Annotated in this window: 26 protein-coding genes, 2 pseudogenes and 1 riboswitch; of the genes and pseudogenes, 24 read left to right on the forward strand and 4 right to left on the reverse strand. The window is 38.7% G+C overall.

Annotation, left to right across the window (positions count from 1 at the left end; translation table 11 throughout):
* Positions 1 to 29: 29 nt before the first annotated feature.
* From AAA453_RS03320 to AAA453_RS03410, 19 genes and pseudogenes are all read left to right on the forward strand, one after another.
* Positions 30 to 680 (forward strand): phage major tail protein, TP901-1 family, encoded by a 651-nt coding sequence (locus AAA453_RS03320; RefSeq protein ID WP_427706264.1) that lies wholly within the window; start codon positions 30 to 32, stop codon positions 678 to 680.
* 71 nt (positions 681 to 751) lie between these two features.
* Positions 752 to 1111, forward strand: coding sequence for a tail assembly chaperone (locus AAA453_RS03325; protein ID WP_358246585.1), 360 nt, complete (start codon positions 752 to 754; stop codon positions 1109 to 1111).
* A gap of 116 nt (positions 1112 to 1227) precedes the next feature.
* A complete protein-coding gene (locus AAA453_RS03330) occupies positions 1228 to 1509 on the forward strand; it encodes a hypothetical protein (RefSeq protein ID WP_427706266.1) in 282 nt (93 codons plus the stop codon).
* A 15-nt stretch (positions 1510 to 1524) separates the two neighbouring features.
* Positions 1525 to 5331 (forward strand): phage tail protein, encoded by a 3807-nt coding sequence (locus AAA453_RS03335; protein ID WP_427706268.1) that lies wholly within the window; start codon positions 1525 to 1527, stop codon positions 5329 to 5331.
* A gap of 75 nt (positions 5332 to 5406) precedes the next feature.
* On the forward strand, positions 5407 to 6045 hold the full coding sequence (locus AAA453_RS03340; RefSeq protein ID WP_427706270.1) for a phage tail domain-containing protein: 639 nt from the start codon (positions 5407 to 5409) through the stop codon (positions 6043 to 6045).
* Positions 6046 to 6328: 283 nt separating this feature from the next.
* Complete coding sequence (locus tag AAA453_RS03345) at positions 6329 to 7615, forward strand: hypothetical protein (RefSeq protein ID WP_427706272.1); 1287 nt, start codon at positions 6329 to 6331, stop codon at positions 7613 to 7615.
* Positions 7615 to 7848 carry a DUF2977 domain-containing protein gene (locus AAA453_RS03350; RefSeq protein ID WP_081225145.1) on the forward strand — a complete coding sequence of 78 codons (234 nt, stop codon included), beginning with the start codon at positions 7615 to 7617 and terminating at the stop codon, positions 7846 to 7848. The genes AAA453_RS03345 and AAA453_RS03350 overlap by 1 nt, the downstream gene beginning before the upstream one ends.
* 12 nt (positions 7849 to 7860) lie before the next feature.
* Entirely contained in the window at positions 7861 to 10236 is a 2376-nt protein-coding gene (locus AAA453_RS03355; protein WP_427706274.1) for a DUF7643 domain-containing protein, read from the forward strand.
* Positions 10220 to 10372 (forward strand): hypothetical protein, encoded by a 153-nt coding sequence (locus AAA453_RS03360; protein WP_155961215.1) that lies wholly within the window; start codon positions 10220 to 10222, stop codon positions 10370 to 10372. Before AAA453_RS03355 ends, AAA453_RS03360 begins: the two co-directional genes overlap by 17 nt.
* Positions 10373 to 10388: 16 nt before the next feature.
* Positions 10389 to 10796, forward strand: a complete 408-nt coding sequence (locus AAA453_RS03365) for a DUF2951 family protein (protein ID WP_427706276.1) — start codon at positions 10389 to 10391, stop codon at positions 10794 to 10796.
* Positions 10797 to 10979: 183 nt separating this feature from the next.
* A complete protein-coding gene (locus AAA453_RS03370; protein WP_081225142.1) occupies positions 10980 to 11282 on the forward strand; it encodes a holin in 303 nt (100 codons plus the stop codon).
* Positions 11282 to 13006, forward strand: a complete 1725-nt coding sequence (locus AAA453_RS03375) for an N-acetylmuramoyl-L-alanine amidase (RefSeq protein ID WP_427706278.1) — start codon at positions 11282 to 11284, stop codon at positions 13004 to 13006. Before AAA453_RS03370 ends, AAA453_RS03375 begins: the two co-directional genes overlap by 1 nt.
* 846 nt (positions 13007 to 13852) lie before the next feature.
* Positions 13853 to 13978: a hypothetical protein gene (locus tag AAA453_RS03380; protein WP_411773959.1), complete on the forward strand. Its 126-nt coding sequence runs from the start codon at positions 13853 to 13855 to the stop codon at positions 13976 to 13978.
* A gap of 197 nt (positions 13979 to 14175) precedes the next feature.
* A complete protein-coding gene (locus AAA453_RS03385) occupies positions 14176 to 14487 on the forward strand; it encodes a hypothetical protein (RefSeq protein ID WP_081225140.1) in 312 nt (103 codons plus the stop codon).
* A gap of 4 nt (positions 14488 to 14491) precedes the next feature.
* Entirely contained in the window at positions 14492 to 14647 is a 156-nt protein-coding gene (locus AAA453_RS03390; protein ID WP_427706280.1) for a hypothetical protein, read from the forward strand.
* Positions 14648 to 15097, forward strand: a complete 450-nt coding sequence (locus AAA453_RS03395; protein ID WP_427706282.1) for a hypothetical protein — start codon at positions 14648 to 14650, stop codon at positions 15095 to 15097.
* Between the two features lie 22 nt (positions 15098 to 15119).
* A complete protein-coding gene (locus AAA453_RS03400; protein ID WP_081225138.1) occupies positions 15120 to 15344 on the forward strand; it encodes a hypothetical protein in 225 nt (74 codons plus the stop codon).
* 85 nt (positions 15345 to 15429) lie between these two features.
* A pseudogene (locus AAA453_RS03405) lies at positions 15430 to 15909 on the forward strand (nucleoside hydrolase); the annotation flags it as partial.
* A gap of 209 nt (positions 15910 to 16118) precedes the next feature.
* A complete protein-coding gene (locus AAA453_RS03410) occupies positions 16119 to 16700 on the forward strand; it encodes a M23 family metallopeptidase (RefSeq protein ID WP_277575653.1) in 582 nt (193 codons plus the stop codon).
* 407 nt (positions 16701 to 17107) lie between these two features.
* On the opposite strand, the gene AAA453_RS03415 is transcribed toward AAA453_RS03410, so the two are convergent.
* Together AAA453_RS03415 and AAA453_RS03420 are read right to left on the reverse strand one after the other, a co-directional pair.
* Positions 17108 to 17761, reverse strand: a complete 654-nt coding sequence (locus tag AAA453_RS03415; protein ID WP_427706284.1) for a DNA-3-methyladenine glycosylase family protein — start codon at positions 17759 to 17761, stop codon at positions 17108 to 17110.
* Between the two features lie 13 nt (positions 17762 to 17774).
* On the reverse strand, positions 17775 to 18128 hold the full coding sequence (locus tag AAA453_RS03420) for a DUF488 domain-containing protein (protein WP_427706286.1): 354 nt from the start codon (positions 18126 to 18128) through the stop codon (positions 17775 to 17777).
* A gap of 139 nt (positions 18129 to 18267) precedes the next feature.
* Between AAA453_RS03420 and AAA453_RS03425 the strand changes: the two genes are divergently transcribed.
* The 5 genes from AAA453_RS03425 to AAA453_RS03445 all read left to right on the forward strand — a co-directional run bounded on the left by AAA453_RS03425 (position 18268) and on the right by AAA453_RS03445 (position 23726).
* Positions 18268 to 18696, forward strand: coding sequence for a 6-pyruvoyl trahydropterin synthase family protein (locus AAA453_RS03425; RefSeq protein ID WP_427706288.1), 429 nt, complete (start codon positions 18268 to 18270; stop codon positions 18694 to 18696).
* Between the two features lie 202 nt (positions 18697 to 18898).
* Positions 18899 to 19942, forward strand: a complete 1044-nt coding sequence (locus AAA453_RS03430) for a PTS transporter subunit IIC (RefSeq protein WP_427706290.1) — start codon at positions 18899 to 18901, stop codon at positions 19940 to 19942.
* A 530-nt stretch (positions 19943 to 20472) separates the two neighbouring features.
* The gene (locus AAA453_RS03435; protein ID WP_427706292.1) at positions 20473 to 21231 is read left to right on the forward strand and encodes a transglycosylase; all 759 of its coding nucleotides are present in this window, start codon (positions 20473 to 20475) and stop codon (positions 21229 to 21231) included.
* 140 nt (positions 21232 to 21371) lie between these two features.
* Positions 21372 to 21480, forward strand: a riboswitch (SAM riboswitch).
* A 63-nt stretch (positions 21481 to 21543) separates the two neighbouring features.
* On the forward strand, positions 21544 to 22701 hold the full coding sequence (locus AAA453_RS03440; protein ID WP_427706294.1) for an aminotransferase class I/II-fold pyridoxal phosphate-dependent enzyme: 1158 nt from the start codon (positions 21544 to 21546) through the stop codon (positions 22699 to 22701).
* A gap of 20 nt (positions 22702 to 22721) precedes the next feature.
* On the forward strand, positions 22722 to 23726 hold the full coding sequence (locus AAA453_RS03445; RefSeq protein WP_427706296.1) for a D-lactate dehydrogenase: 1005 nt from the start codon (positions 22722 to 22724) through the stop codon (positions 23724 to 23726).
* A gap of 93 nt (positions 23727 to 23819) precedes the next feature.
* Here the strand turns inward: AAA453_RS03445 and copZ are convergent, their stop codons facing one another.
* Positions 23820 to 24026, reverse strand: a complete 207-nt coding sequence (gene copZ / locus AAA453_RS03450) for a copper chaperone CopZ (RefSeq protein WP_069818151.1) — start codon at positions 24024 to 24026, stop codon at positions 23820 to 23822.
* A gap of 56 nt (positions 24027 to 24082) precedes the next feature.
* Positions 24083 to 26466 (reverse strand): annotated as a pseudogene (locus AAA453_RS03455) (heavy metal translocating P-type ATPase).
* Positions 26467 to 26531 lie beyond the last annotated feature (65 nt).

Genomic DNA, 26531 nt, shown 5'->3' on the forward strand with positions numbered 1-26531 from the left:
TATGTTGAAAAACAGGAGGGCATTTATATATGGCAATTAAACAAGGTTCCGACGAGTTAGCGTTAATCCGTAAGTTAGGCGACGCTACAGAGGCAGACAAAATCATGTGGATTACAGAGTTAGAACGTGAAACAGAGCGAGACACGGACAACGAGGCTACAGTTGACGGCTCAGTTAGCTCAGGAGGTACTCGTGAGTCGACAGTAACTATCACGTCTTATATGGACGTTGACGACGAGCTAAGCGACGAAATCGAGGACGCTACAGAGGACGCAGTACCTTATGAGTTATGGGTTATCAATAAGCGTGTTCAAGGTACAGGCGAGAATGAGGGCAAATACAAGGCTGAGTATCGTCAAGGACATTTCAACTCAATCACTCGTACCAACGAGGCTGACTCCATTGCAGAGTTTGAGACTGAGTTCGGCGTTTACGCTAAGAAACAAAGAGGCTGGGCGTCATTACCTGAAATTGTTGAACAAAACAAACAGGCTTATGGTTTCCACGACACTACAGCAGATGACCCAGCAGACGACGGACTTGCTGACGCACCTGACGAGAATATCCCACAACCTGACGAGGGTGCAAGTGAAGAGCAAACAGACGACTCAGGAGCAACTGAGGACACAGGAGCAACTGAGGACACAGGTTCTACAGAGGACACTACAGAAACAGTCTAACTACATATGAGGGCGCAAAGCCCTCTCTTTTTTATTACTAACTAAAACATACAAGCGAGGTTATTTTTATTATGGAAATTCAATTCAAAGGCAAAACTATCGACTTATCATTCGGCTTTAAAGCATTATCTATCATCGACAAACGTTTAGGCATGGAAATCGAACAAATGAGTATCGGACAAGGCTTACAGCTTTTAGTTCCTAACTTAGCTCAAGGAAACCCAATCACTATTGGCGAGGTTATTCTTGCAACTACAGCACATCACAAGAAAGCACCTAAAGAGTCAGACCTTGACGAAATTCTTGACGAGATTGCTGAAAATGAGGGCTTTGAAGAGTTCGGCGAGAAAATCATCAAGGAACTGGGAAAGAGACCTACAACCCAAAACCTAGTACCCGACGAGTACAAACCGAAGAAACAAAGCAAGTAAGTGAAGAGTCTGACCCACTCACATATGACCGTGTAGTCGTTCTGTGTATGAGTGAGTTAGGCATTTACGACATTGACTACATCGACACTATGACTCTACGTGAGTTCAACTATCGCATGTACGCCTTAGAGTATGAGTTGCTCAAAGAAGAGTATCAAACATACAAATTGGCGTTTGCAATCAGAGACGTTGAGGCTAAACGTGAGGTTGGCGTCGGTAAGAACAAGAAAGAGGAGTATATCCTCAGCTCAGTCAATGACTTGATAGATTATCAGAAAAACGTTAAGCGATTGAATAAAGGCTTGCCTATTGAACTTGAGAACCCTGACAGTAAGGCAGATAAAAACAAACCATCGCTAGACGTTTTAAAACAAATCAAAAACCATAATAAAAAATAGATTGGAGGGTATATCGTGGCTAAATCTGAATATAAAATCAGTGCTGAGATAGACGCAGATACGTCCAAGTTTAAAAAGCAAATGAAGTCAGCAGAACAAGTTGCAAAGAACTTTAAACGTGTTGCTGAGAGTATTAGAGACGCTGACATTGGTGCGAACATAAAAGACTTTATGGCTAAAATGAAACAGGCCAAAAGTGAGCTAAACAACTTTGACGGCTCTGAGGCAGACGCCGACCTTGATTTGAACGCCTCTAGTTTCAATCGTAAGTTGAACTCAGCAAGTCGTTCACTGACAGACTTTAAACGTCAAGCAGAGAGTGTTCAGGACGCTCGTATCGGTGCGAACATAGCAGAGTTTCAAACTAAGATGGCCAGCGCTAAAAGGAGCCTAAATAGTTTTGATGGCTCGGACGCAGAGGCAAATGTCGACGCAGACACATCAAGATTTACAAGCAAAATGCAAAGAGCTAAAGCTATCGCAAGAGACTTCGAGCAAGTAGCAAAGAATATTCAAGACGCTCGTATAGGTGCCGACATTTCAGAGTTCCAACGTAAGATGGTCAGCGCTCGTAAGCAAATGGCGTCATTCAGCCGTATGAGAGCAAAGTCACGCCTAGACGTTGACAGCTCGTCAGCTATTTCGGCTATTGAAAGATTTAAAGCAATACTACGCTCTATACCAAATAGACATCGCACACGGTTAAGCATTGACTCAAGAGGCGCTCTCAATGCAGTCAGAGCTGTTTCAAGAGCAATTGATAACTACGGTAGTGCTCTCGACAGTTTAGCAACTCGTATCAGAACAGTTGGAACAGTAGCAAGTAACATGTTCAAAGGTACAATGTTTTCAAGTATCACGATGTTAGTACCAGCAATCGCCTCTCTTGTACCTGCTTTGATGGCAGTGCTTAACGCAATTGCTGTAGTTGCTGGGGGAGCAGTTGGACTTGTTGGTGCATTTGCAACAGCAGGTGCTGGCGTTGTCGGGTTTGGTGCTATGGCCATGAGTGCATTACAAATGGTCGAAGATGGCACGCTGGCAGTTACTCAAGAAGTTGAAGAGTATCGCTCAGCAGTCGACAGCCTTAAATCAGCATGGCAAGGTGTAGTTGCTCAGAACCAATCTGAGATATTTACGACACTTGCAAATGCAGTGAACACGGCAAAAGTTGCCCTGCAAGGATTAACTCCATTCTTAGATGGTGTGGCTCAAGGCATGGAAAAAGCCAGCCAGGCTACATTGAGATGGGCGAAAGAATCACAAACAGCAACTAGATTTTTCGACATGATGGGCTCTACAGGCGTTAAGATTTTTAATAATATGCTTAGCGCACTAGGTAACTTCGGTTCAGGCTTTGTTGCTTTGATTACCGAACTTGCGCCACTTACTGAGTGGGTGTCAAAAGGCTTTGAGAATATGGGCAAATCATTCAATCAATGGGCAAACAGTGTTGAGGGCAGTACAGCCATTCAGGACTTTACTAACTATGTTAAAACAAACCTGCCATTGATTAGAGAGATATTCGGCTCAACATTCAAGGGAATATTTAACTTGATGAAAGCATTTGCGCCTAACTCGCAACTTATTTTCGAGTCACTAGCTCAAATGGCTAACCGTTTCGAGCAGTGGAGTTCTACAATCGCAGAGTCAGACGGGTTCCAGCAATTTGTTGATTACGTTCAAAAAAATGGCCCGATACTTCTTAGTCTAATAGGAAATATCATAGACGTTATTATCAACATGGCAGTAGGCATGGCACCTCTTGCCTCAGCTGTCCTCAGAGTAGCAGACGCTTTTACTGAGTGGCTTGCTAATTTAACACAAGCGCACCCTATCATTGGTGCTTTACTTGGTGTGTTGGCCACTTTAGCAGGTGCGTTTATGGCTGTAATCCCAGCAATACTTGCAGTCACAAGTGGTATATTACCGTTGATAGCTCAATTCTTTGGCTTTACATCGGTAGGAACTATGGTTATTAGTGCATTATCAGCGTTGGCAACAGCCTTTGGGGCAATCACAGCGCCTGTTTGGGCAATTATCGGCGTAGTAACAGCAGTGATAGGAATATTTGTAGCGTTAATGGCAAGCTCAGAGCAGTTAAGAGCTCAAATGACTCAAGCGTGGGAGGCTATTAAGCAAGCTGTTATACAAGCAGTTCAGGCTATTGTGCAGTTCGTTTCTCAATTGATTTCAAGAATACAAGAAATTGTAGCGCCTTTAGTTCCTATATTCGTTAATACTTGGAACCAAATTGTTGCTGTAGTAGAGACGGCAGTAAACCTAATCGCACCAATCGTGCAACAGGCCTGGAACACCATTAAGGCCACGACGCAGGTTGTGTGGGAAATCATTAAAATGGTCATTACAGTTGCGATGGAGGTAATCGTTAGCACTATAACGGCATTACTTCAAGCTCTTTCAGGAGACTGGCAGGGTGCATGGGAAACTATCAAATCAGCTGGCCAAGCTATTTGGCAGGCCATCGTCACTATGGCGCAGAACATATTCGGTATTTTAAGAGATTGGCTTTCTAATTTATGGAACAGCATTACTCAAAACGCCTCGACAGCATGGTCAGCATTGCAGGGCATAGCCTCTAGCATATGGCAGGCCATTGTTACAGCGATACAGTCCGTAGTTCAAGGATTGGTAGGCGTACTTAGCTCTATTTGGTCAGCAATCACTAGCACAGCGAGCTCTATGTGGTCAGGATTGGTCGGCATAGCGTCCTCAATTTGGGGTTCCCTTGTCAGCACGATAAGCTCAATCGTTTCAAGTATCGTCAGTGCAGTGAGCTCAGCATGGTCAACGATTTCTAGCACTACATCATCAATTTTTGGAACGGTTGCGTCAATCGTATCGAGCATTTGGTCGTCAATCGTCAGCACAATAAGCTCAATAATCTCGAATATTGTTAGCGTAGTGTCGTCAGGTTGGAATAGCGTAATGAGCACGATTTCATCAATCTTAAGCTCAATTGCGTCGACCGTATCGAGCGTGTGGTCATCAATTGTTAGCACGATAAGCTCAGTCATTTCAACTATTGTTAGTGTAGTGTCATCAGGTTGGAATAGCGTAATGAGCACGATTTCATCAATCTTAAGCTCAATTGCGTCGACCGTATCGAGCGTGTGGTCATCTATCGTCAGTACAATAAGCTCGTTCATATCATCTATTGTCAGCACAGTAACATCAGGCTGGAACAATGTACTAAGTGCAATCACATCAGCAATGAGTGGCATTATCAGCGCAGTAACATCGGGCATGAGCAGTGTTGTCAGCGCAGTAACATCAGGTGTTCAAAATGCTGTGAGCTCAGCGAAGTCATTCGTTGGTGCGATGGTGTCAGCTGGTGCAGACTTAATCAGAGGTATGATAAACGGTATTAAACAGATGGCTGGCTCATTAGTGAGCGCTGCTAAAGGCGTTGTATCTAGTGCCGTTAATGGTGCTAAATCATTACTAGGTATTCACTCGCCGTCGAAAGTGTTCAAAGAAATCGGTCAGTACACTATGCAAGGTATGCAAATCGGACTTAATGACCGAGGTAAGAAAGTTGTACGTGACACAGGAAGAATTGCACAAGCTATGACAAGTGGGTTCAGTCCTGACTTGCAAGCTAAGCCTATGGTGCAAGGTATCAACCGAGAGTTGAGCAACCTTTCAACTAGAGGCCAAGTGCAAGCTAACCACACAAGCACTTTCAAGGCCGAACCTAGCAAGACTACATTACATATACAACTCGACACAGATGACGAAGTGCTAACAGCTAAAGTAAATGGCGTTAACGCTCGTGATGGCGAGGTACTTTCATTCTAGGAGGCTTAACAAATGGACTTAAAAATCACTAAGCTAGATGGCACCAGCTACACGCTGGGGCAATACGGCGTTACTGTGAAAGACGTTGTCATAAGTCCTATTGAGGTAGAGCACGAGAAAAGAGACATCAAAGGCTTGCACGGAACATTTGACGCAGGCATAACATTCAAGGAGCGCACAATAAGCGTTCCTTTTGTTTTTGTTGCTGAAACATTGGCGTCCTATCCGTTGTATAGAGATTTAATCTCAGAGCTGGTTTATGATGACCAGCCATTCTATGTGCAGGAAATGCGCAGACCTCAAAGACAACAATATGAATTTAAAGACACGTCATTCAATGATACAGCATTGTCGGTTGATCAATACGGATATGACACTGTTTTTGACAGTCCACAAGGCGACAATGAAATATCTACAGGCAAACGTTATTTTGTGCAACTTAGTGCTTGTGAAGAGTTAGAGCAAAAAGGCCTTAAAGGTACAGGCTCAATGACATTCACAACAACAGAGTTGCCGTTCGCTGAAAGTGTTGGAACTTCTCTCGACCTTGAGCGTGATGGATTGAACAGTACAAGCAATCCTATTTGGTCATATGGCATGGGGCTCTCACGAGACTCTGACACATGGCAGTATACATTCGATATCAAAGAGCAAAAAGAGCATGAAGTATACAACTTCGGCAACGTTCCTATAGACCAATTCAACCGCACTTAGTTATCAGGTTGAAATTTAACAGTGAGCCATCAGGCAAAATCAAGTTTGGCTTTAACGGCACACAGTGTGAAATTGACACAGAGGACGCAAACATCAAAAAAGGCGACGTAGTCACATACGAGTCTAGCAGTTACTTTAAAAACGGCCTTAGTATCTTAAACAGTACAAACTACGGCATACCTGTTATGCGTGCAGGCAGAAACGACTTACTATTCGATAGCAACTACAACATAGAGGCTCAAATCGAATGTAGGTACTACTATTATTAGGAGGTCATTTCAGTATGGCAAGAAAAGAAATCACTACGCCTTTAGACCTTAATAACATGAATAACCACAACCAAAACTACAAGGAGCTATACAACGAGATACAAACAACTGATAAGCGACTTAGTGAGAACATGTGGGAAGAAATCAAAGGCGCTAACACAATGAAAATGCTCGAGCCTGTTCAAACATCTGACCAGCTCCCAGCAACAGCTGAGGACAAATCTCTTATCACTGTTATAGATGAGCAAAAAGTTTATGCGTACGTTCATGATGAATGGCAACCGTTCAACGAGATTGACCTCGACCCGTTCGAGCCGTTCAAAAAAGAGTTAGCAGAAATCGTCTCAACCTATGAGGCTAAAATACAAAGTATCACTCAAGAGGTGCAATCTACAAAAGACTCAGCAATAGGCTCTATAGAAAGCACACAGAACCAATCTGAGAGCAATATAGAAAATACTAAGCAAACGGCTATAGACTCAGTTAACAAAGCACAGCAAGAGGCTGAGAGCCAAATAGGCGAAACTACAGAGGCGCTGAAAGGTAAAACGTCAGAACTTACAACAATGTTCAATGATTACTTAGAGCAACTTACCAGCAATCGAGATACGACACTTGTTGAAGTTGAGAACGCTAAGCAAGACGCATTGGACGCTCTCAACGATTTTCAAAGTGTCGACACTAGCGACTGGCAGAAATATAAACTTACTACAGACGAGGGCGCTTATAGAACAATTTCATTGGCCGAGGATTATGATAAGCTACACGCCTTAGAGCCTGGTTTTCACTATACGACAAGTACACCAATAGACTTGCCTGTGACTTCAACAGCTGGCTTTACAGAGGTTTCTATTCGTAGTGATTATGATAATTTAAAACATATTAGGTTCAGACCTTACAACTCAAATCAAGAGTTTGTAAAGATATACTATAACGAGTGGAATGAGTGGGAGCCTGTAGGTGGCACTGAGATAGAATTATTTGACGGTAGTTTTTCGGACTCGAGCTCTCAACTGACGCTAAAAGACGACCCTAGAAAGTATAGTTATTTAATATTTGACTTAAATCATATAGGAGGTGCTGACTCAGCATTTGGCCGATTTCAGAGAGGTTATTATGTTATGAGAGTGTTCAACTTAGGCAACACAGGTAATGGGGCGACGTTGATTGAAACAAGCATGAGAGTCGACTCAAATAATCCATCTCATGTGAATATAGAGACGAGTGTACGTGTTGAGTCTGACACAGCGACGGGAAAAGATTATATGCCTGAAATAATTAGAGTTACGGGGGTTATGTAATGGAGTTTCAAAACGAAGATGAAAACAGAAATGATGAATTAAAATTAACTTTAAATGATAAAGACGAAGTTGTCGGTTATGCAATTATAGGGGGGATTTCAGGACAAATAGGCGTTTCCTATGAGAAAGCGCCAGCAAACTTTGTCGACGTCTTTTCCCCTAAATATTTTTTGTATAAAAAGGGAGAATTTGAAATTAATCCTGATTACAAAGAACCTACTAATGAAATGTGAGGGGTGCATTAAATGGCTTTAATACTTAAAGACCTAAAAGGGAACGCCTACCCTGTCGAGACTGTAACCAACCACACTGTGAGAATGAATGGCGACGGTATGCTGACATTCAATGTTATCGAGAACAGGCAAACAGAGAACTTTATCAATGATATATCTAAACTGTGGCAAGTTGAAAATGTGACAGGTAATGACGACAAAATGGTGTATGTTGTTGTGCTTGCAAAACGTAAGGCCTTAAAAGATAAGCAGATAATTGAGGTTACAGCGAAAGAGGAGCAATTCGACTATTTAGAAACTCATAGAGTGTATGAGAACATCACAGGCAGTCGCACAGCAGTAGATTATTTCAGTACAATATTTAACGGCACACCGTACAGCTACACTATGCTCGATGACGCATACGCTAAAGAGTGGGAAAATGCAGGCGACGGACAATCTAAGTTTGACATGTTCCTGAAAGGCTTAGAGCGTTACGGTTTTGAGTTCCAATATGAGCCAGCCTCAAAAACTTTCAAGTTGGGCGAGCGTATTTCACGCCGTCCAGCTTACTATGTTTCTAAAAGGCTGAACGCAAACGACATCAGCTTTGAAGAGGACGCAACTAATTTTTATACATATGCACGAGGTTATGGCGATTATGAGGGCGAGGACAACATGCACGAGGCCAACCTAACTCGTGAATATCCTGAAAATGCTGAAAGTCCTATGATTGAGTTATTCGGTATCAGAGAGGCGCCACCTATCACAGATGGTCGTATTACTAAGAGAGCGACTCTTGATAAGCAACTCGAGGACTTAGTCGAGCAGTCAGCTAAATTGTCAATCGAACTTGATTTCGTAGCGCTTGGCCAAAACTACCCATTTGCTCAACCTAAAATTGGCGATGAGATACCTGTCATTGACGACACAATTAATTTCAACAGGTTGCTAAGAATACACGAGATTAAAACAACAAGAGACGCACATCACATTGTTACTAAGCAATCAATTGTTGTCGGCGACCCTAAACGTGAAATCAGATACAGACAAAGTCAAGCAGGTGCGATTTCAAACATGAACGACCTGATTGCTGGGCGTACTAAAATACGTCAATCAGTTTTACCTAGAGCAATCAATGAGGCGACTGAAATGCTACAGAAAACATCGAGCGAGCTGACTTTCAGTGAGCAGGGCATTGTTGCTGTAGATAAAAGCAATCCTAACTATGTGACACTCTTAAATTCAAGTGGATTGGGTGTCAGTAAAGATGGAGGCGAAACGTTCCACAACGCTATCACTCGTGGAGCCATAAACGCTAGTTTGATTACAACAGGCTCATTAAATGCTGATTACATAAGGGGTGGTACGCTAGACGCAAACCTTGTCAATGTTGTCGGAGGCGATGGCGACAAATATATAACCATGAAAAATGATGAAATGACGCTGTACGGAACTTATAAGCGTACTTGGCAAAGTGGTGTATCAACAAATAATGTTTTCACAAGATTTAAAGATGGCCATTTAAGATTTAGGAACAATGACAATGACCGTTCTGTCTACGTCTCTGATTTCGGAATTTCAACTTACCTGGACGGAAACCCTCGAGAGGCGTCAGGTACCTTAGAATTTTTCGACTACACATATGGGGGCGACGCAAGGGGTGTGACCTTACAATCAGGACTTGGCGTTGTCGCTCTAAGGTCTGACTCTAACAGAATGGTCATAGAGGCCGATGACACTGTAAACATAGGCAGTAACAAATATTCAGTTTATATGAGGCCATTTTCAAATACTCGAATGGGGGTAAATGAGTTTCAATTCTATGTTAAAGATAACCCCAGCGCATTAGAAACTGACGGGGCTTTATTGTATGGAAATCTCACGGGCTCAGGTACAAAAATGGGCTCAGGCATAAGATTTTCCAAACAGCTACCTGTTGTGTACGCCACTAACGACAACGGCGACATAGGCTCAGGGTACTTTTACGGTGCAGGTTTTCAGGGCGACTGGCTGACAAAAAACACAAATTTATATGCTTGTGTAAACGGTGCTTTGAGAGTTACTGATATGAACGGTTATAACAATGGGAACCCTATGTATAAAGAAGTTCAGGCCTCAGGTTTTAATAACAAATCACTTGAAAGATACAAAGAAAACATCAATCAATGGGAAGATGACGCATTGTCAGTAATCTCTAAAGAAACAGACCTATACACATTTAAATATAAAAATAATGATGATGATAAAAAGCATTATGGGTTAGTTATAGGCGACAGTTACAACACGCCTGGAAACTTTATTGATGGCGACGGGGTTAATTTGTATGACATGATTGCCCACTCATTTAGAGCAATTCAACAACTAAACGAAAAACTGGAGGCATTGGAAAATGGGACAAAACAATAACAGTATCAGTGAACAAGTATTAATGGCGAGATTGCAGGAAGAAATGCAAAAATCTATCAACTTACACATTCAGCTAGTAGAAACTACTAAAGAATTAGAGGCATACAAATCACAGTTAGAACATGACGATGAGTAATTGAGGGGTGTGCCAAATGGATAGTATAGACTCACGGCTCACAAATGTAGAAACTGAGCTGAAACGTATTAAAGACAGTGAAATAACAGATTTGAGAAATCAAGACAGAAAACTCGACCAAAAAATCGAGGATTATTTCACCCGTATTGACCAAAAAATAGACAGCAATTTTCAATCTCAAAAAGAGAGTTCAGACAATGTCAGAAACTCACTAGACGTGGTCAAAGAGGGGCAGTTCGAGCAGAAAGTTGTTAACAAAGAAATCACTTTAACACTTGAGCGTTTCAATGATGAACTTACAGCTCATAAAAAAGAGAGAGACGAGAGCCGAAAAGAGATTAAATCACAGCGCCGATGGGTCATTGGTATTGCTGTGCCTCTCATTGGCTCTTTTGTGATTGCAGTTATTCAAATGTTTGTGTGATAGGCATAGCGACTCTTTGAAAGGAGGTGCTTATCATGATGAAATCTAAGACATTTAAATTAGTTACTTTTGCAGGTTCATTCTTAACTTGCATGTGGTTCGGCGTAGGGTGTTAGCCGAGCTTAGGGTCATTGCCTGTCAGGCAGTGGCCTTTTTATTTTAATTACATTTAGGAGGCAAATTTTGGAACAGATAATCGCATTTGCTGGGGTAATCTCAGTTTTAACAATAGCAATAACAGAGGCAATAAAAAGAATTAAGGGTGTTCCTAAGACAGTTATCCCTGCGCTATCTATGCTTATCGGTGTAGTTATTGGAGGCGTCACTGTTTTCATTCCTGAAATCGTCACAGAGCTCTCATTCGGTGGTCGACTGTTAGCTGGTTTGATTAGTGGACTTATGGCCACTGGCTTATGGGAAACATTCAAAAAACGTGACGGCAGAACGAAAGAAAATACTAAAATTGGTGGGGGAAGTGTTAAGTAATGACAGAAAAATGGAATGGCGTGCCTGTACGCTACGAGTTATTACCTATCGGAACAAGACGCAGTGGCCAAAAGTTAACATCAGGAACGCCAGCATTTGCAGTGGCACATGACACGGGTAACTTAGACACTACGGCGCAGGACAACGTCGACTATTACAGAAACTCATTCAATATCAGCTGGGCGCTTGTTGCAAGTGCTCACATCTTTGTTGATGACAAAGAGGCAATCATTTGTATTCCTGTGACTGAGAAAGCGTGGCACGTGCTCTACAACGCAACAACGGACAACGCCTGGTACGGTGCAGACGCTAACGACGTAGCATTCGGTGTTGAGGGCTCTTATTTCACAGATAAGACACGCTCTAAGAAGTCGCTCGATAACTTGGCACGAGTGCTGGCATACCTTTGTGACTATTGGAAGATTGACCATAAGACAGAAATGCCAGGACATCAGGACTTGCAAGCAGGAAAAGTTGACCCTGGTAATTTGCTCGAACATGCAGGCTACAGCAGGAACATAAGCAGTTTAGATAAATTGGTTAATAAATACATAGGTGGCGTGAAAGATAGCTCAGAAGAGCCCTCAAAAGAATTGAGCGAACCAACAACAGAGAAACCTACAAAATCGCCTCAATCCAATGTTGAGCTTAAAGAGGCTATTGAGTACATGCACAGTATGAAAGGTCAGTACATTGATTTTGACGGCGAGTTTGCTTATCAGTGTGTCGACGTTATCACTGATTTTGTGCACCATGTTACAAACGGCGTACGATTTTGGGGTAATGCGAAAGACCTTATCAACAACGTTATGCCAAAAGGCTGGAAAGTAGTCGAGAACACAACTGACTATATCCCTCCTGTAACCTCAATCGCAGTTTACACAACAGGCATATATTCGAAATGGGGTCATACAGGCTTAGTGTGGGACAACTCAGGAGGCACAGAAACATTTACTATCCTTGAGCAGAACTATGACACTAACGCCAACACGCCAGCAATGCTAAGAGTCGATGACTACTCAGGCTTAACGCACTTTATCGTTCCTGACTTTGCTGACGACAGTGTCGACCTTGCTGACATAGGCACTGTTGCACCTAAAGAAACAGGCTCAGGCTCAGCATTGAAACTTAACTCAGTACCACCTAAAGAGTTGAGCTGGTCAAATCAAGCATATTTCAAAGCAGTTGCAGACAATGCAGGGGCTACGGTTTGCAGACCTAACCACAACAATGTGATGACGTTGACTAATGAAGTGTACGGCCAGGGCGATGTTTTCTATATCTATGAAATTCGTGATGGCTGGGCTCGTGTCTATAGTCCTGACAACGACGGTTATGTGTGGCATGAGCGTTTGCGTATTACTGAGATTTACAAGCCAGCAGGTGGCGACAGCAAGCACGACAAACCTGACAAGCAGGCAGTTAGCCAAAAAGAGAAAGCGAAACAAGCTAGCAAGTTAAGAGTTGGAGGTATTCCACCAGCTACAATCAAGTGGGGGCGTAAGGCGAAGTTTAGAGGTAAACTCGATTACTACGGCGCTACTATTGCAAAACGTTCAGGCAAAAAAGGCAACTACAGCTGGAACCTCACAAACGAAACATATCCAGCAGGCTATGACGATTTCTATATATTTGAAATCTTGGACGGCTGGGCTCGTGTGTATAGCTCAAGCAATAACGGCTGGGTGTGGCATGAACGCCTAAGAGTTATTGAAGTCTGTTAGATAAAAACTACATAATCAATACTATATTATATTTCAGGGTAGGCACTTTGGTTTGTGCTTGCCCTATTTTTTATGCTCAAGTTTGAAAAATAACGTTTACTACCTATTTAGAATTGTATAGAATATAAAAGTAAGCAATTTTCGGAGGGATATTTTTGTTATTACATTTAAGGGAATTAGTGAAAGCATTAGGGTTGGGGGCTCTAATCTTTTTACTATTTACAGTTACATTAGGGGTTGAGAAATGGCCAGGAGCTATCTACATGGCAATGATGTGTTTCTTAGGTTGTTATGTCTCATTCCTACACTCAAATTACTCAAGCGACCGTTCATAGGTCGTTTTTCTTTTATGCAAAATTAATACATTTTGTATGCAAAATAGGCACTTTCACTGCATAATTATGTGCGTTGCCCTAAAAATTATCTCGAATTCGAGGCGTTGCCCTGGTTCCGTTCGGTTGCCCTGAAATTCTGACCTGGGCAACGGGTAAACCCCAACAGCCCGTTGACTTTAGGGTCTATCGTTGCCCAGGTTCCATAAAAACTCCTATTGAGTTAAAGAATAGTATATAGGGAATATAGAGAGTGTAATATTACATAGGCTACTCCCTAACACGTATTTTTATAAGTTTGGGAATATTTTTCAGGGGTGTTTTGGGCAACGTAGGGGTTGAGACTTAGAGGCGCAAGGGGTTTGGTAGGTTTCCACCTTAAAAATGGGTGGCAACGCAGAAATTTTGTATAAAATGCATAAAAATTGTTGCAATATTGGTACAAAGTCTGTATAATGAATTTTGTAAGGTAATCAAACGCCTTACAAACTCTCTTGAAAAAGGGGGTGTAAAAGTGGAGGACATAATAAAAACGCTAGCGTTCGGAATTGCGCTCCGAATACCAGCGTTAATAAAACAACTTAGATTGTGGCACCTCGGTTATCTAGACCGAAAGCACAACAACCAAGATGAAAAATAATCCATTGTTACAAAGCCCGTTAATTCGGGCTATCCCTTTTTCAAAATTTATTATATTACATTCTCAGGGAGGTTTCAACATATCATGCTTATTACAATTGCTATATGTGTTGTATTAGTATTTTCCCCCGAAATCATCAAGTTAATCAGGAAAGTACATTTTAAATATATGGACAGAAAATAAAAAGGAGTAAGAATATGAGAAACATTAAGAAGTTTGCTAAAGATTTTAATTTAGAACACAGTGGTGACAACAAACACATGAGCCTAAGTTGTAATGGTTTAGATTTTGAAATACGCAAAGGGGGTAAAGGGTACGGAATAAGTTGCAAATTCCAAAAGGGGGATTTTGGTGTTGCTACACAAAAACATGCTTTATGGTCAATTACTGAAACTTTGAGATGGAAAAATTATATAGATGAGTCAACCTTACAAGAAATGCGTAAAAATATAAGTAGAATAGGCAGGCACACTATAAAAGCCAATGTCGGAAAAACTAAAAAGGGGTAAGAACATGGATAAAAAAGAACATGCAGTTTTTTCAGGCTTACTTCTCAGCCTACTAGAGATTATGGAAGAGTCGAACGACCCAGTAACGAGAGACAGACTTGACGAGGAAATCAAAGAAGTAATGAAAGAGCTAAACTTAACATGGGAGGATATAGGATAAATGAAATTCTTCATCGGCTTTATAACAGCAACGGTAATCATAGCCCTAAGCTTAACAGGGTTATACGCATATAAAGAACTTAAATCAAGCGACAACGATAGCGCACAAACAAATGAACAGAACAACCAATCAAATGAAACGCCAGCACAACAAGTTGATAACGAACAGACAGCACCAGCACAGCAAGAGGGTAATGAAAATGTAGGACAGACAGCACCAGCAACAATACCCTCACATGAAAATGAAAATACAGAGAAACAGGACATGAAACAAGGCATGTCTGATAATCAGTATATACAGGAGCAATATAACGGATTAATAAAACATATGAAAGAGAGAGCAAGCCAAGGTGCTGACGCAGACGAGTTACACGAACTACAGTCACAACTAGATGATTATGCAACACAACATGCAGACGAGCTAGACCTTGACCAAGGCTGGGCACAATAATATTGACTAGGAGGTGCAGGCGATGACTGATACTAAAATCAACACAGACACTACTCAGCGACTCACAGAGCGTATAAATCAAGTGTTAGAGTCAAACGTACCAGCAAACAGAATACAAGCTATAACAGGCCTACAACGTTCACTTATCACTCGTTTACGTAAGGGCGAGGTTAAACTTGAAAACGTAACATTTCAAAAAGCTATGACGCTATATGAATACTCTGATACAATTCTAAAAGAACAATAAAAGAGCCCAGCCTCAAATGAGGTTAGGCTCTTATTTTTATATCTGAATTAGGGCTGAGGCCAGGCGTGGCATATGTGGGGGTTTTGGCGATTTATTCGGTAATTGGACGCCTAACGCGGAATTCAATATTTGGGTAGATGCTGAAGCGGCTAAACGTGTCTTTGATAGTGGAGTGACGATTAATGTATTTGGACTAGATGTTACACACCAAGTATTGGCAACGGATGAAGTGATTAATCGATTTAAGCGAATCGACAATCAAATTGCTAAATTTGTCGTTGAACTTTTGGAGTTTTTCAAAGCAACTTACAAAACACATTTTAATATGGATGGCGGTCCAATACATGATGCTTGTACTATCTTGTATTTATTACAACCAGATTTGTTTACGATGCAACATACACACATAGATATTGAACATCAAAGTCCGCTTACATATGGGACGATGGCAGTCGATTTAAATGATATTACAGATAAAGAAAAAAATGCTTATTTTGCTACTGCAGTGGATGTTGAAAGCGTATGGAAACTGATGGAAAATATGCTTGGAAGTTATAGTGCTTAATGCAATGTGTAATTTTAAAATTTAAGAAGTGTAATCTAAAATAAGATTAGAGTAGTGAAAAAAGTCATTGTATAAACGATATACGATGACTTTTTTAGTTACGTCAAACTAAAGTATGAGCCTTGTCCAAGCTGTATGATTAGCGTATCAAAACTATAAAAAGTATACTAATATATCACAACTTAAATATATTAAAGGTGATTTGAATAGTGAAAAATACGATAAAAACAATTGTCTTACTTATTATTATTATAGTTCCGTTAACACTACTCATTATTAACATAGACGACATTCAAGACAGTATGAATAAAACTTTTACTGAAGAAAGTAGTAACGAGGCTGATGAAGATAGTGACAACTCATTTAGCATGTTATTTGATGGAAGTAGAGAAACAGAAACATTTGGTGAATACGAGAGAAGTAATTTTGATGGCAAACATTACGGTATAGATTATCATTTACCAGAAGATACGCCTATAAAAGCTGCTTCAGATGGTACGGTAACACGTACATTTAATAATGACTTAGGTGGGAAAGTCTTACAAATTTCGGAATCAAATGGTCAGTATCATCAGTGGTATATGCATTTAAATGATTTTAAGGTTGAAGTGGGTGACAAAGTGCAAGCTGGCGATGTCGTTGCACTTTCAGGAAATACTGGTGAACAAACTACAGGCGCTCATCTTCATTTCCAAAGAATGAATGGTGGCGTTGGTAATACGTATGCTGAAGATCCTAAATCATTTGTAGAAAAACTGCCTGATGGCGAAAAAAGTTTATATAAAAAATAATAAAAAGCTTTGGTAATATGTTGCCAAAGCTCAGAACGTAGACAAATCAAATGCTGTAAAGGCATTTGGTTTTTTTATAGATATTTTTCCTTGAGGCAATCTTTGTTCATTAATTTCAATGGCTAATTATGATTGGAAATGTAGGGAATATCTTTTCTCTAATTTAGTTATAAATTCAATTTTATTTTCGTTTGTCTTTACATAATTTCAACCAATGATTGATTATATTATTATTATTATTTTAAAAAGTGGCAGTGATTTGGGCCGACTCCTGCGGGAAAAGCACTAGCCGAAGACTACAGGCTGAGGCTGTGCCCGCGGAAAGCGTGCACAAAAAATGCCAACAAAGTCGTAGACTTTGTCGACATTATGAAGCTTTGCAGTTGGCAAAGCTTTCTGTATACATATTAGTCATTGATGTCATGTATGGAATCGTAAGCTAAATAATCTTGATGTATAGCTTCCCATAAATAGAACGCACCAATAGAAGCGCAATGCTCCCAACGTTCCGAACATAAAGAAAGCTGTGCTTTTCGTTGCGCTTTAGTTGTATCGTACAACCATTGCGCTGACCTTTGTAGGCCAACATCATGTACAGGGACAACATCTGGACGCTGTAATGTAAATAATAAAAAAACTTCGGCAGTCCATTGTCCAATACCTTTCACTTCAGTTAACGTACGAATAACTTCATCGTTGCTTAACTTGTGTAAATTTTCTAAATCTAGTTTTCCATGTTGTATATGTGTTACTAAATTATGAATATAATTAATTTTAGATTTAGATAAACCAAAAGATCTCATTTGCGTATCTTCGATTTCAGACAGTTTATCAACTGTCCATTCATCATTGAGAGCATCCGTTAACTGTTTGAAAATAGATGCGGCCACTTTTACTGTAATTTGTTGTCCTATTATAGAGCGAATTAAAGATTTTAATGGATCAGGACGAATATTGATTTGGATATTCCCAATTTTTTTAATAAGTAATGCTAATGTTGCATCTTTTTTTATTAATTGTTGAACACAGTTATCTTGTACATGAATATCCCATGTGGTCATTTCTAACATCACCTTATTTTAACAAGTCTTGAAGTACGACAGCTTGGTTATGCGCTTCATCTTTAGCTGCAAATAATAAAATAATATCTTTTTTAGTATTTGCTATGATTTCTTTAAGTTCGTTAAATGCTGCTTGCTGATCGTCATTTTCACGTAATTCTTTTTCATATTTTTCTTTGAAAGCGGCGTACAATTTAGGATCATGATCGAACCATTTTCTTAACTCAGATGTAGGCGCAAGTTCTTTTAACCAATGATCTAAATTTGCATCTTCCTTAGATACACCTCTTGGCCAAACTCGGTCTACAAGTATACGTACACCATCTTTTTGTTCATTATCATAAATTCTTTGAATGTGAATAGTCATACCATTCATCCTTTCTATAAATAAAAACCTCTTATAATACTTAATTACCTATAGTGAATAGAGAAAAACATAGTTATTTTAATTATAGAAGAATGAGAAAGGGTATATAGATACAAAGCGTAGAATAGGAGGGAGTTTAATGACAAATTTCGATAATGTGCAACCACCTCAACAATTCAAATATCGAGATAACGATGTATGTATAAAAAACTATTATGAATTCACATGTGACAATCGTATTTATTTCACTGAAAAATTCCACAAAGATTTAGAGCATCATTTATATAAATTTAACATTGAAATTTTATCTGCAATTGATGATTACGGTCTAGCAATGGATTTTAATGAAGTTGATAAGTTATATAAAAAAGAAATTGCGCCTTATCTAGATGGAAAATTAGTGAATCAAACGTTGCCGGATATGAATACTACTGCTGAAAATATCGCTTTTTGGATTTGGGAACAATTCGATAGTTTATTACCAAAAAATAATAAATTGCAAAAGCTGGAATTTTTTGAAACTGAAACACAAGGTCTTGTCATAACTTCTGAATTAATGGAAAAATAAAAGCTATTATGGAAGAAACTAAAAATCATAAGATACCAATTAAATATATAATGAAAAGCCAACAGATTACTTAATCGTTATCTGTTGGCTTTTTATTTGCTGTTTTACCAGCTTATTTTAAAAAATTAAATACAAAAGTAATATTCTGAAAATTAAGATAATATGATATATTAGTAATTATTACAACTTAGGAGGAACTGCTATGATGAAAATCAGTCCGAAACAATTTATAAATAATGTATTATCAGGTGTAGCAATAGCGATTGTTGCAGGTCTGATTCCAAATGCAATTTTAGGTGAACTGTTTAAATTTCTTTCACCAACGCATCCAATATTCGAAACCATGTTACAAGTAGTAGAAAGTATACAATTTACAGTACCACTTCTTGTAGGAGCATTGATTGCAATGCGCTTCAATCTAACGCCGTTAGCTACAGCAGTAGTTGCAAGTTCGGCATTTGTTGGTAGTGGCGTTGCACAATTCAATGATGGTGTATGGACGCTTGTAGGCGTTGGGGATTTAATCAATACAATGATTACTGCGGCAATTGCAGTGTTTTTTATATTAATAGTAGGAGAACGTTTTGGTAGTTTAACGCTAATTATTTTACCAACAATTGTTGGAGGCTTGGCTGCATTTATAGGCGTACTCATACTGCCATACGTACAAATGATTACTACAGGTATAGGTAATCTGGTAAATTCATTTACAGAATTACAACCTATATTAATGTCTATGCTTATTGCACTTGCATTCAGTTTCATAATTATTTCACCGATATCCACCGTTGCTACAGCCCTAGCAATAGGTATAAGTGGTTTAGCAGCTGGTTCTGCTTCGCTTGGTATCGTAGCGTGTGAAGGTGCACTTGTTGCAGGAACAATGAAAATGAATAGACCAGGCGTGCCGATCACAATTTTTCTAGGCGGCGTTAAAATGATGATACCGAATATGGTAAGACATCCTATTATTTTATTACCGATTTTTACAAATGCACTTATCACAGGATTTGTAGGTGGACTTATTGGTATAGAAGGTACAAAAGAATCTGCCGGATTTGGTATTATCGGACTTGTAGGACCCATTAGTGCCTTTAAATTTATGGAAGACTCGATATTAATGAATTTATTACTTGTATTTATCACATTCTTTGTAGTTCCATTTATTATGGGGTATTTAATTAATCTTTTCTATATGAAGGTATTAAAACTATATGATAGTAATATTTATAAATTCTTAGCATAAGAGGTTATATATTTTGAATATGAAGCGAGTAATGATTTGTAATAAACTAACATACAAATTAATTTTTTAAAAATGTATTTAGATAATCTAAAAGGCCACATAACAGTGGTCTTTTTTTATATTTCGACAAAATTAATTGCAAGTTTCGCCCCAAATTATAAATTTTATGTCGAATTTTAATTTTACAGTTTGATAACAGTAGATGGATTTGTAATATTTCAGACTATATGAAAAATTCGTAAGAAAATTGATATAAAGCGCAATATAATAACATTTAGAGGTATATGAAAAGTATATTTTATTTGTTTAGAGCGTAACAAAACAAAACGATTATATTTCAATGTTACAAAGAGAAGCTTTATCTGTAACGTTTTGTTATCTTAGTGTAATATAATTGACCGAAATTTATGGTATATTATTTGTGGCGAAAAAATAATACATAAAAATTAATTGCTTGAAGCACATAGGATAATTTAATTAACGAAAATATAATTTTACTTAAAAAGATTTAAATGGAGGATTTTTTAATTATGAAGAAGACAATTTTAGCATCATCATTAGCAGTAGCATTAGGTGTAACAGGATACGCAGCAACAGCAGACAACAATCAAGCTCACGCTTCAGAAGAAAACATCGACAAAGCGCATTTAGCTGAATTAGCACAAAGTGGTGCTGCAGAATTAAATGAAAAGCCATTACACGCAGGTGCATACAACTATGATTTCGTATTAGGTGGTTATGAATATACATTCACTTCAGATGGTCAATCATGGTCATGGGAATATGATGTAGCAGGTGCTCAAACTGCATCTTCTAACGTTTCTACAAATACAACTCAAGACGTTAGCGCGCAAGCAACTACTAACTCGAACGAAAAATCAACAAGCGAAGTAAGTACGCAACAACAATCAAGTAATGTTGACGTAAAACCAGTTGCAGCTCCTAAAGCTTCAACTACTACAAAAGTTGAAACTACACAAACAAGTACAACTACTAAAACTTACGAAGCTGCTAAAACTTCAGCTGCTGCAACAGGTGGATCAGTTAAAGCTCAATTCTTAGCTGCTGGTGGTACAGAAGCTATGTGGAATACTATCGTATTACCTGAATCAAGCGGTAACCCAAATGCTGTTAACCCAGCTGGTTACAGTGGTTTAGGTCAAACTAAAGAATCATGGGGTACTGGTTCAGTATCTACTCAAACTAAAGGTATGTTAAATTACGCTAAAGAACGTTACGGTTCAATTGATGCAGCATTAGCATTCCGTTCATCACACGGTTGGTGGTAGGATTTATATCGCTAAATCATAAAATTTAGTGATGTAAATCAAGAGAGTGACTCACAAGAGTCGCTCTTTTTTTATATACTTTAAAGTTTATTGACAAGAGCGAATATTCTGATAAAATTAAAGCTAATTAAATAAACGAAAACTTATCCAGAGAAGTTGAGGGATTTGGCCCTATGAGACTTCAGCAGCAGACTTATGTCGTAAGTACTGTGCTACTTCCAACAAGTGACATGACTTGATAGATAGGTGACATGTGAAAACTATATGCCACTTCATTGGGTATATAGTTTTTTTATATAGGAGGACTTTTTAATGTCAATTTCAGATAGATTAGCACAAATTCCCGATAGCTACTTTGGTAAAACGATGGGGCAAAAGGTTGAACATGGGCCTTTACCATTAATCAATATGGCAGTCGGTATCCCTGATGGCGAAACGCCAAAAGGTATTATTGATTGTTTCGCCGATGCGATACGTCTTCCTGAGAATCAGAAGTATGTAGCATTTCATGGTAAAGATAGCTTGAAACAAGCAATTGTAGATTTTTATGAAAGACAGTACCAAGTAGAATTAGATAAAGAAGAAGAGGTTTGTATTTTATATGGAACGAAGAATGGTTTAGTAGCACTCCCAACATGTATTGTTAATCCGGGAGAAAATGTATTACTACCAGATCCTGGTTATACGGATTATTTGGCAGGTGTGATGTTGGCTGATGCGCAGCCTGAGCGACTGGTGCTTAAAGCGCCGTATTATTTACCTGAATGGGATAAAGTAGATAAAGATGTGTTAGCTAATACACGTCTAGTTTATTTAACATATCCTAATAATCCAACGGGTTCAGTAGCTACAAAGGCTGTATTTGATGAAGCTGTCGCAAAATTTAAAAATACAAAAACTAAAATTGTTCATGATTTTGCATATAGTGCATTTGGTTTTGATGGTAAGAACCCAAGTTTGCTTCAATCTGAAGGTGCGAAAGATTTAGGCGTAGAAATTTTTTCACTATCTAAAGGTTACAACATGTCAGGATTCAGAGTGGGTTTTGCAGTAGGGAATAAAGACATGATTCAATCATTGAAGAAATATCAATCGCATACACACGCTGGTATGTTCGGTGCGTTACAAGATGCAGCTACTTACGCGCTGAATCATTATGATGATTTTTTAGAAGAACAAAACGAAACATTTAAAAGACGTAGAAACCAATTTGAAGCAAAACTCAAAGCAGTAGATATACCTTTTGAACCGATGAAGGGCGGTATTTTCTTATGGTTGAAAACACCATCTGAATACGATGGCGAAGCGTTTGTTGAATATTTATTACAAGAACAATCTATACTTGTTGCACCTGGCATACCTTTTGGTGAACATGGGCGTAACTATGTACGTATTTCATTGGCACTTGATGATCAAGCATTGATGGAAGCAGCAGAACGTATTCAATCGCTTAAATATCTTTATCAATAATAAAATAGGAGTGAATTTAGATGACAAGAATCAAACTTTTTGGCGTGCGTGAAGAAGATATTCCTTACATAGAAGCATGGGCAACAACAAACAAAGTAGAGGTGGATTTAGATAAAGATTTACTTACTTTAGATACAGTAGATCGTGTAGAAGGATTTGATGGTTTATCTTTATCACAGCAAATTTCATTAGATGAAGCAGTATACGAAAAATTACATGATTTTGGTATTAAACAAATTGCGCAACGAAGTGCAGGTTTTGATAGCTATGATTTAGAGTTAGCTCAAAAATATAATTTGATTATTTCAAATGTACCTTCATATTCACCACATTCAATTGCAGAATATACAGTGTCTCAAGCACTTAACTTAATTCGTAATTATAATGATATTCAACAAAAAACAGCATCTTATGATTTTAGATGGCAACCTGCGATATTATCACGTTCTATCAGAGATTTAAAAGTCGCCGTAATCGGCACAGGACGTATTGGTTCTATTGTAGGTAAAATTTTTGCTCAAGGGTTTGACGCTGAAGTTGTGGCATATGATATTGAACCGAATGAGCAATGCGAAACATATTTAACTTATAAAGATAGTGTGACTGAAGCTGTAAAAGATGCAGACATTGTCACTGTACATATTCCAGCTAGTAAAGAAAATGATTATTTATTTGATGAAGATTTATTTAATACGTTTAAGAAGGGGGCAGTATTTATCAACTGTGCACGTGGCACGATTGTAAAGACAAGTGCACTTATAGCAGCCTTGGATAATGGAATGTTAAAAGGTGCAGCGCTTGATACTTATGAGGGAGAGAAAGGATTGTTCCCTAGTGATCAAAGAGGCACAGAACTTAAAGATGATATTTTAACTCAATTAATTGAAAGACAAGATGTTATAGTGTCTCCTCATATTGCATTTTATACAGATGCAGCAGTCGAAAATTTAATTGTGGATGCACTAGATGCAACACTAGAAGTATTGAACACGGGTGATACAGGACTGCGTGTCAATACTTTATAAAGTGGTTTTAACATAATATTAAAAGTAATATAAGTAATAAAAAAAGTGGGCGCATCAAAGATGAGGCGTCCACTATATTTGTGTACTATTCATTTATTTTACATCATAACCTTGGTCTTCGATTGCTTCTTTCATATGAGACATTTCGACTTTGCTGTCATCATAATCTACTTTAACATTATTTTCTTCAAGGCTAACATCTGCTGTGTTAACACCATCAAGGTTAGTAAGTGCTGACTCTACTGCTTGTTTACAGTGATCACAACTCATGCCTTCTACTTTAATTGTTTCTGCAGTCATACAAATCACCTCCTTAAAATAATGAATGTCTCTATTATGATTATTTTAAAATTGAATTATAATTTCATGCGTTTAAGTCTCAATGCATTAGTGACGACACTCACAGAGCTTAACGCCATTGCGCACCGGCAACCCATGGTGCGAGTAAGCCTAATGCTGCAATCGGTATACCAGCTACATTGTAACCAAATGCCCAAAATAAGTTTTGACGAATATTGCGTATCGTTGCTTTACTGGCTTTCATGGCTTTTGGAATTAATAATAAGTCTCCACCAAGAATTGTAACGTCAGCAGCTTCTATGGCAACTTCTGTACCTGTACCAATTGCAATACCAATGTCTGCTTGTACAAGTGCTGGTGCATCATTGACACCATCACCAACCATGGCTACTGTCTTGCCTTGATCTTGTAGCGCTACAATTTTTGAGGCTTTTTCTTCAGGTAGTACGTCAGCAATTACTGTATCGATGCCTACCTGTTTTGCAATGGCTTGTGCAGTACGTTCGTTATCTCCAGTGAGCATCACGACTTCAATATTTAAATCATGAAGTTGTTGAATTGCTTCACTCGTTGAAGCTTTAACAGTGTCTGCAACAGCGATTGTTCCTTTTAATTCGCTATCTATGGCAATCATCATTGCTGTTTTTCCATCTTGTTCAAAACGTGATAACTGTGTTTCTGCACTGTTTATTGCAATATCTTGTTCTATCATGAATTTGCGATTACCAACGCGTAATGATTTACCATCAATCGTTGCTTTTATACCGTGACCTGGTATTGCTTCGAAATGTGCTACTTCTAAAAATGGTATATGGTTCTTTTTAGCGTAATTCACAATAGATTCCGCTAAAGGATGTTCAGAACCTTTTTCTGCACTTGCGAGTAGTTGTAACACGTCATCATCACCATCGAAATCAGTGACTACGGGTTTACCATTTGTAATTGTGCCTGTCTTATCTAATACAACAGTATTGACTTGGTGTGTACGTTCAATATGCTCGCCACCTTTAAAAAGAATGCCATTCTCCGCAGCTTTTCCAGTACCTACCATAATAGAAGTAGGTGTAGCTAACCCAAGTGCACAAGGGCAGGCGATTACGAGCACTGCGATGGCAGCAACTAAGGCAGGTTCGAATTGTCCTGTTTGTACGAGTGTAATCCATATAATAAATGTGAGTAAAGCAATGCCAACTACAATTGGCACAAAATAGCCAGAAATAATGTCAGCAAGGCGTTGAATAGGTGCTTTAGATCCTTGTGCTTCTTCCACAACTTTAATAATCGAAGCGAGCGCTGTATCTTTCCCAACTTTAGTTGCTTCTACTGTAATAGAGCCATTTTTATTCATTGTGGAACCGATGACATTATCATTTTGAACTTTCTCAATGGGTATAGATTCACCAGTTAACATAGATTCATCTATAGAAGTGGTTCCTTTAATGACTTTACCGTCTACAGGTATTTTCTCACCAGGTTTAATGACAAGGTAATCACCTTGTACAACCTCACTTAATGGAATCATTAGTTCTTCTTGATTACGTAACACACGTGCTTCTTTTGCTTGAAGGTTGAGCAATTCACTTAAAGCGTTTGTAGTTTGTGTTTTTGCGCGCGTTTCTAAATATTTTCCGAAGAGAATCAATGTAATTAGCACTGCACTCGTTTCAAAATATAAATGCGGTGTATAATTCGCAAAGCTTAACCATTTAATCATTTCATATAAACTATAGAAGTATGCGGCACTTGTACCTAAGGCGACAAGCACATCCATGTTGGCAGAGCCATTGCGTAAATTTTTATAGGCACCTACGTAAAATTGCCAACCGATAATAAATTGGATGGGTGTAGCTAATGCAAATTGAAACCATGGGTTCATAAAAATATGCGGAATTTGCATACCAAAAAGATGCACGAACATTGTAAGCAATAAGGGTGCTGCTAAAATTGCTGAAATAATAAGTGTAGTACGTTTGTGTTGTAACTCTTGTTCTTTTTGAGAACTTTTTTCACTGGCAGCTTGTTTCGGTTTTGCGTCATAACCTATTTTTTGAATTTTTTTAATCAAATCATCAATAGAAGTCATTTCTGGATTATAAGCAATCGTTGCATTTTCAGTAGTTAAATTGACATTAGCATGTGCAACGCCAGTGTCACGGTTTAATACTTTTTCAATCCTATTCGAACATGCGGCACAAGTCATGCCGATAACATCGAGTTCCGCTTTTTCGGTTAAGACACCATAACCTGTTTTTTCAATGGAATGCGTAAGATCTTCTATGGTTGTTGATTCAGGATTATAAGCAACCGTTGCTTTTTCAGTTGTAACGTTCACAGTGGCATCTACATCATTTATTTTATTTAAGTTTTTCTCTATACGATTTGCACATGCTGCACAAGTCATACCGGTGATACCTAAAGTCGTTTTTTTCTTTTCGGTCATGAAGACAACCTCCTTTCATATATATAATTAAATATTAGTGACAGAGTCGTTTGTTAAATTGCTAT

This window comes from Staphylococcus parequorum (genome assembly GCF_039237145.1).
In the GTDB taxonomy this organism is placed as follows: domain Bacteria; phylum Bacillota; class Bacilli; order Staphylococcales; family Staphylococcaceae; genus Staphylococcus; species Staphylococcus equorum_A.

Excerpts from the sequence above, each read along its gene's own strand:
- AAA453_RS03320 (WP_427706264.1), top strand. The coding sequence starts at position 30 with ATGGCAATTAAACAAGGTTCCGACGAGTTAGCGTTAATCCGTAAGTTA.
- AAA453_RS03325 (WP_358246585.1), top strand. The coding sequence starts at position 752 with ATGGAAATTCAATTCAAAGGCAAAACTATCGACTTATCATTCGGCTTT.
- AAA453_RS03330 (WP_427706266.1), top strand. The coding sequence starts at position 1,228 with ATGTACGCCTTAGAGTATGAGTTGCTCAAAGAAGAGTATCAAACATAC.
- AAA453_RS03345 (WP_427706272.1), top strand. The coding sequence starts at position 6,329 with ATGGCAAGAAAAGAAATCACTACGCCTTTAGACCTTAATAACATGAAT.
- AAA453_RS03350 (WP_081225145.1), top strand. The coding sequence starts at position 7,615 with ATGGAGTTTCAAAACGAAGATGAAAACAGAAATGATGAATTAAAATTA.
- AAA453_RS03355 (WP_427706274.1), top strand. The coding sequence starts at position 7,861 with ATGGCTTTAATACTTAAAGACCTAAAAGGGAACGCCTACCCTGTCGAG.
- AAA453_RS03360 (WP_155961215.1), top strand. The coding sequence starts at position 10,220 with ATGGGACAAAACAATAACAGTATCAGTGAACAAGTATTAATGGCGAGA.
- AAA453_RS03365 (WP_427706276.1), top strand. The coding sequence starts at position 10,389 with ATGGATAGTATAGACTCACGGCTCACAAATGTAGAAACTGAGCTGAAA.
- AAA453_RS03375 (WP_427706278.1), top strand. The coding sequence starts at position 11,282 with ATGACAGAAAAATGGAATGGCGTGCCTGTACGCTACGAGTTATTACCT.
- AAA453_RS03385 (WP_081225140.1), top strand. The coding sequence starts at position 14,176 with ATGAGAAACATTAAGAAGTTTGCTAAAGATTTTAATTTAGAACACAGT.
- AAA453_RS03390 (WP_427706280.1), top strand. The coding sequence starts at position 14,492 with ATGGATAAAAAAGAACATGCAGTTTTTTCAGGCTTACTTCTCAGCCTA.
- AAA453_RS03395 (WP_427706282.1), top strand. The coding sequence starts at position 14,648 with ATGAAATTCTTCATCGGCTTTATAACAGCAACGGTAATCATAGCCCTA.
- AAA453_RS03400 (WP_081225138.1), top strand. The coding sequence starts at position 15,120 with ATGACTGATACTAAAATCAACACAGACACTACTCAGCGACTCACAGAG.
- AAA453_RS03415 (WP_427706284.1), bottom strand. The coding sequence starts at position 17,761 with ATGACCACATGGGATATTCATGTACAAGATAACTGTGTTCAACAATTA.
- AAA453_RS03420 (WP_427706286.1), bottom strand. The coding sequence starts at position 18,128 with ATGACTATTCACATTCAAAGAATTTATGATAATGAACAAAAAGATGGT.
- AAA453_RS03425 (WP_427706288.1), top strand. The coding sequence starts at position 18,268 with ATGACAAATTTCGATAATGTGCAACCACCTCAACAATTCAAATATCGA.
- AAA453_RS03430 (WP_427706290.1), top strand. The coding sequence starts at position 18,899 with ATGATGAAAATCAGTCCGAAACAATTTATAAATAATGTATTATCAGGT.
- AAA453_RS03435 (WP_427706292.1), top strand. The coding sequence starts at position 20,473 with ATGAAGAAGACAATTTTAGCATCATCATTAGCAGTAGCATTAGGTGTA.
- AAA453_RS03440 (WP_427706294.1), top strand. The coding sequence starts at position 21,544 with ATGTCAATTTCAGATAGATTAGCACAAATTCCCGATAGCTACTTTGGT.
- AAA453_RS03445 (WP_427706296.1), top strand. The coding sequence starts at position 22,722 with ATGACAAGAATCAAACTTTTTGGCGTGCGTGAAGAAGATATTCCTTAC.
- copZ (WP_069818151.1), bottom strand. The coding sequence starts at position 24,026 with ATGACTGCAGAAACAATTAAAGTAGAAGGCATGAGTTGTGATCACTGT.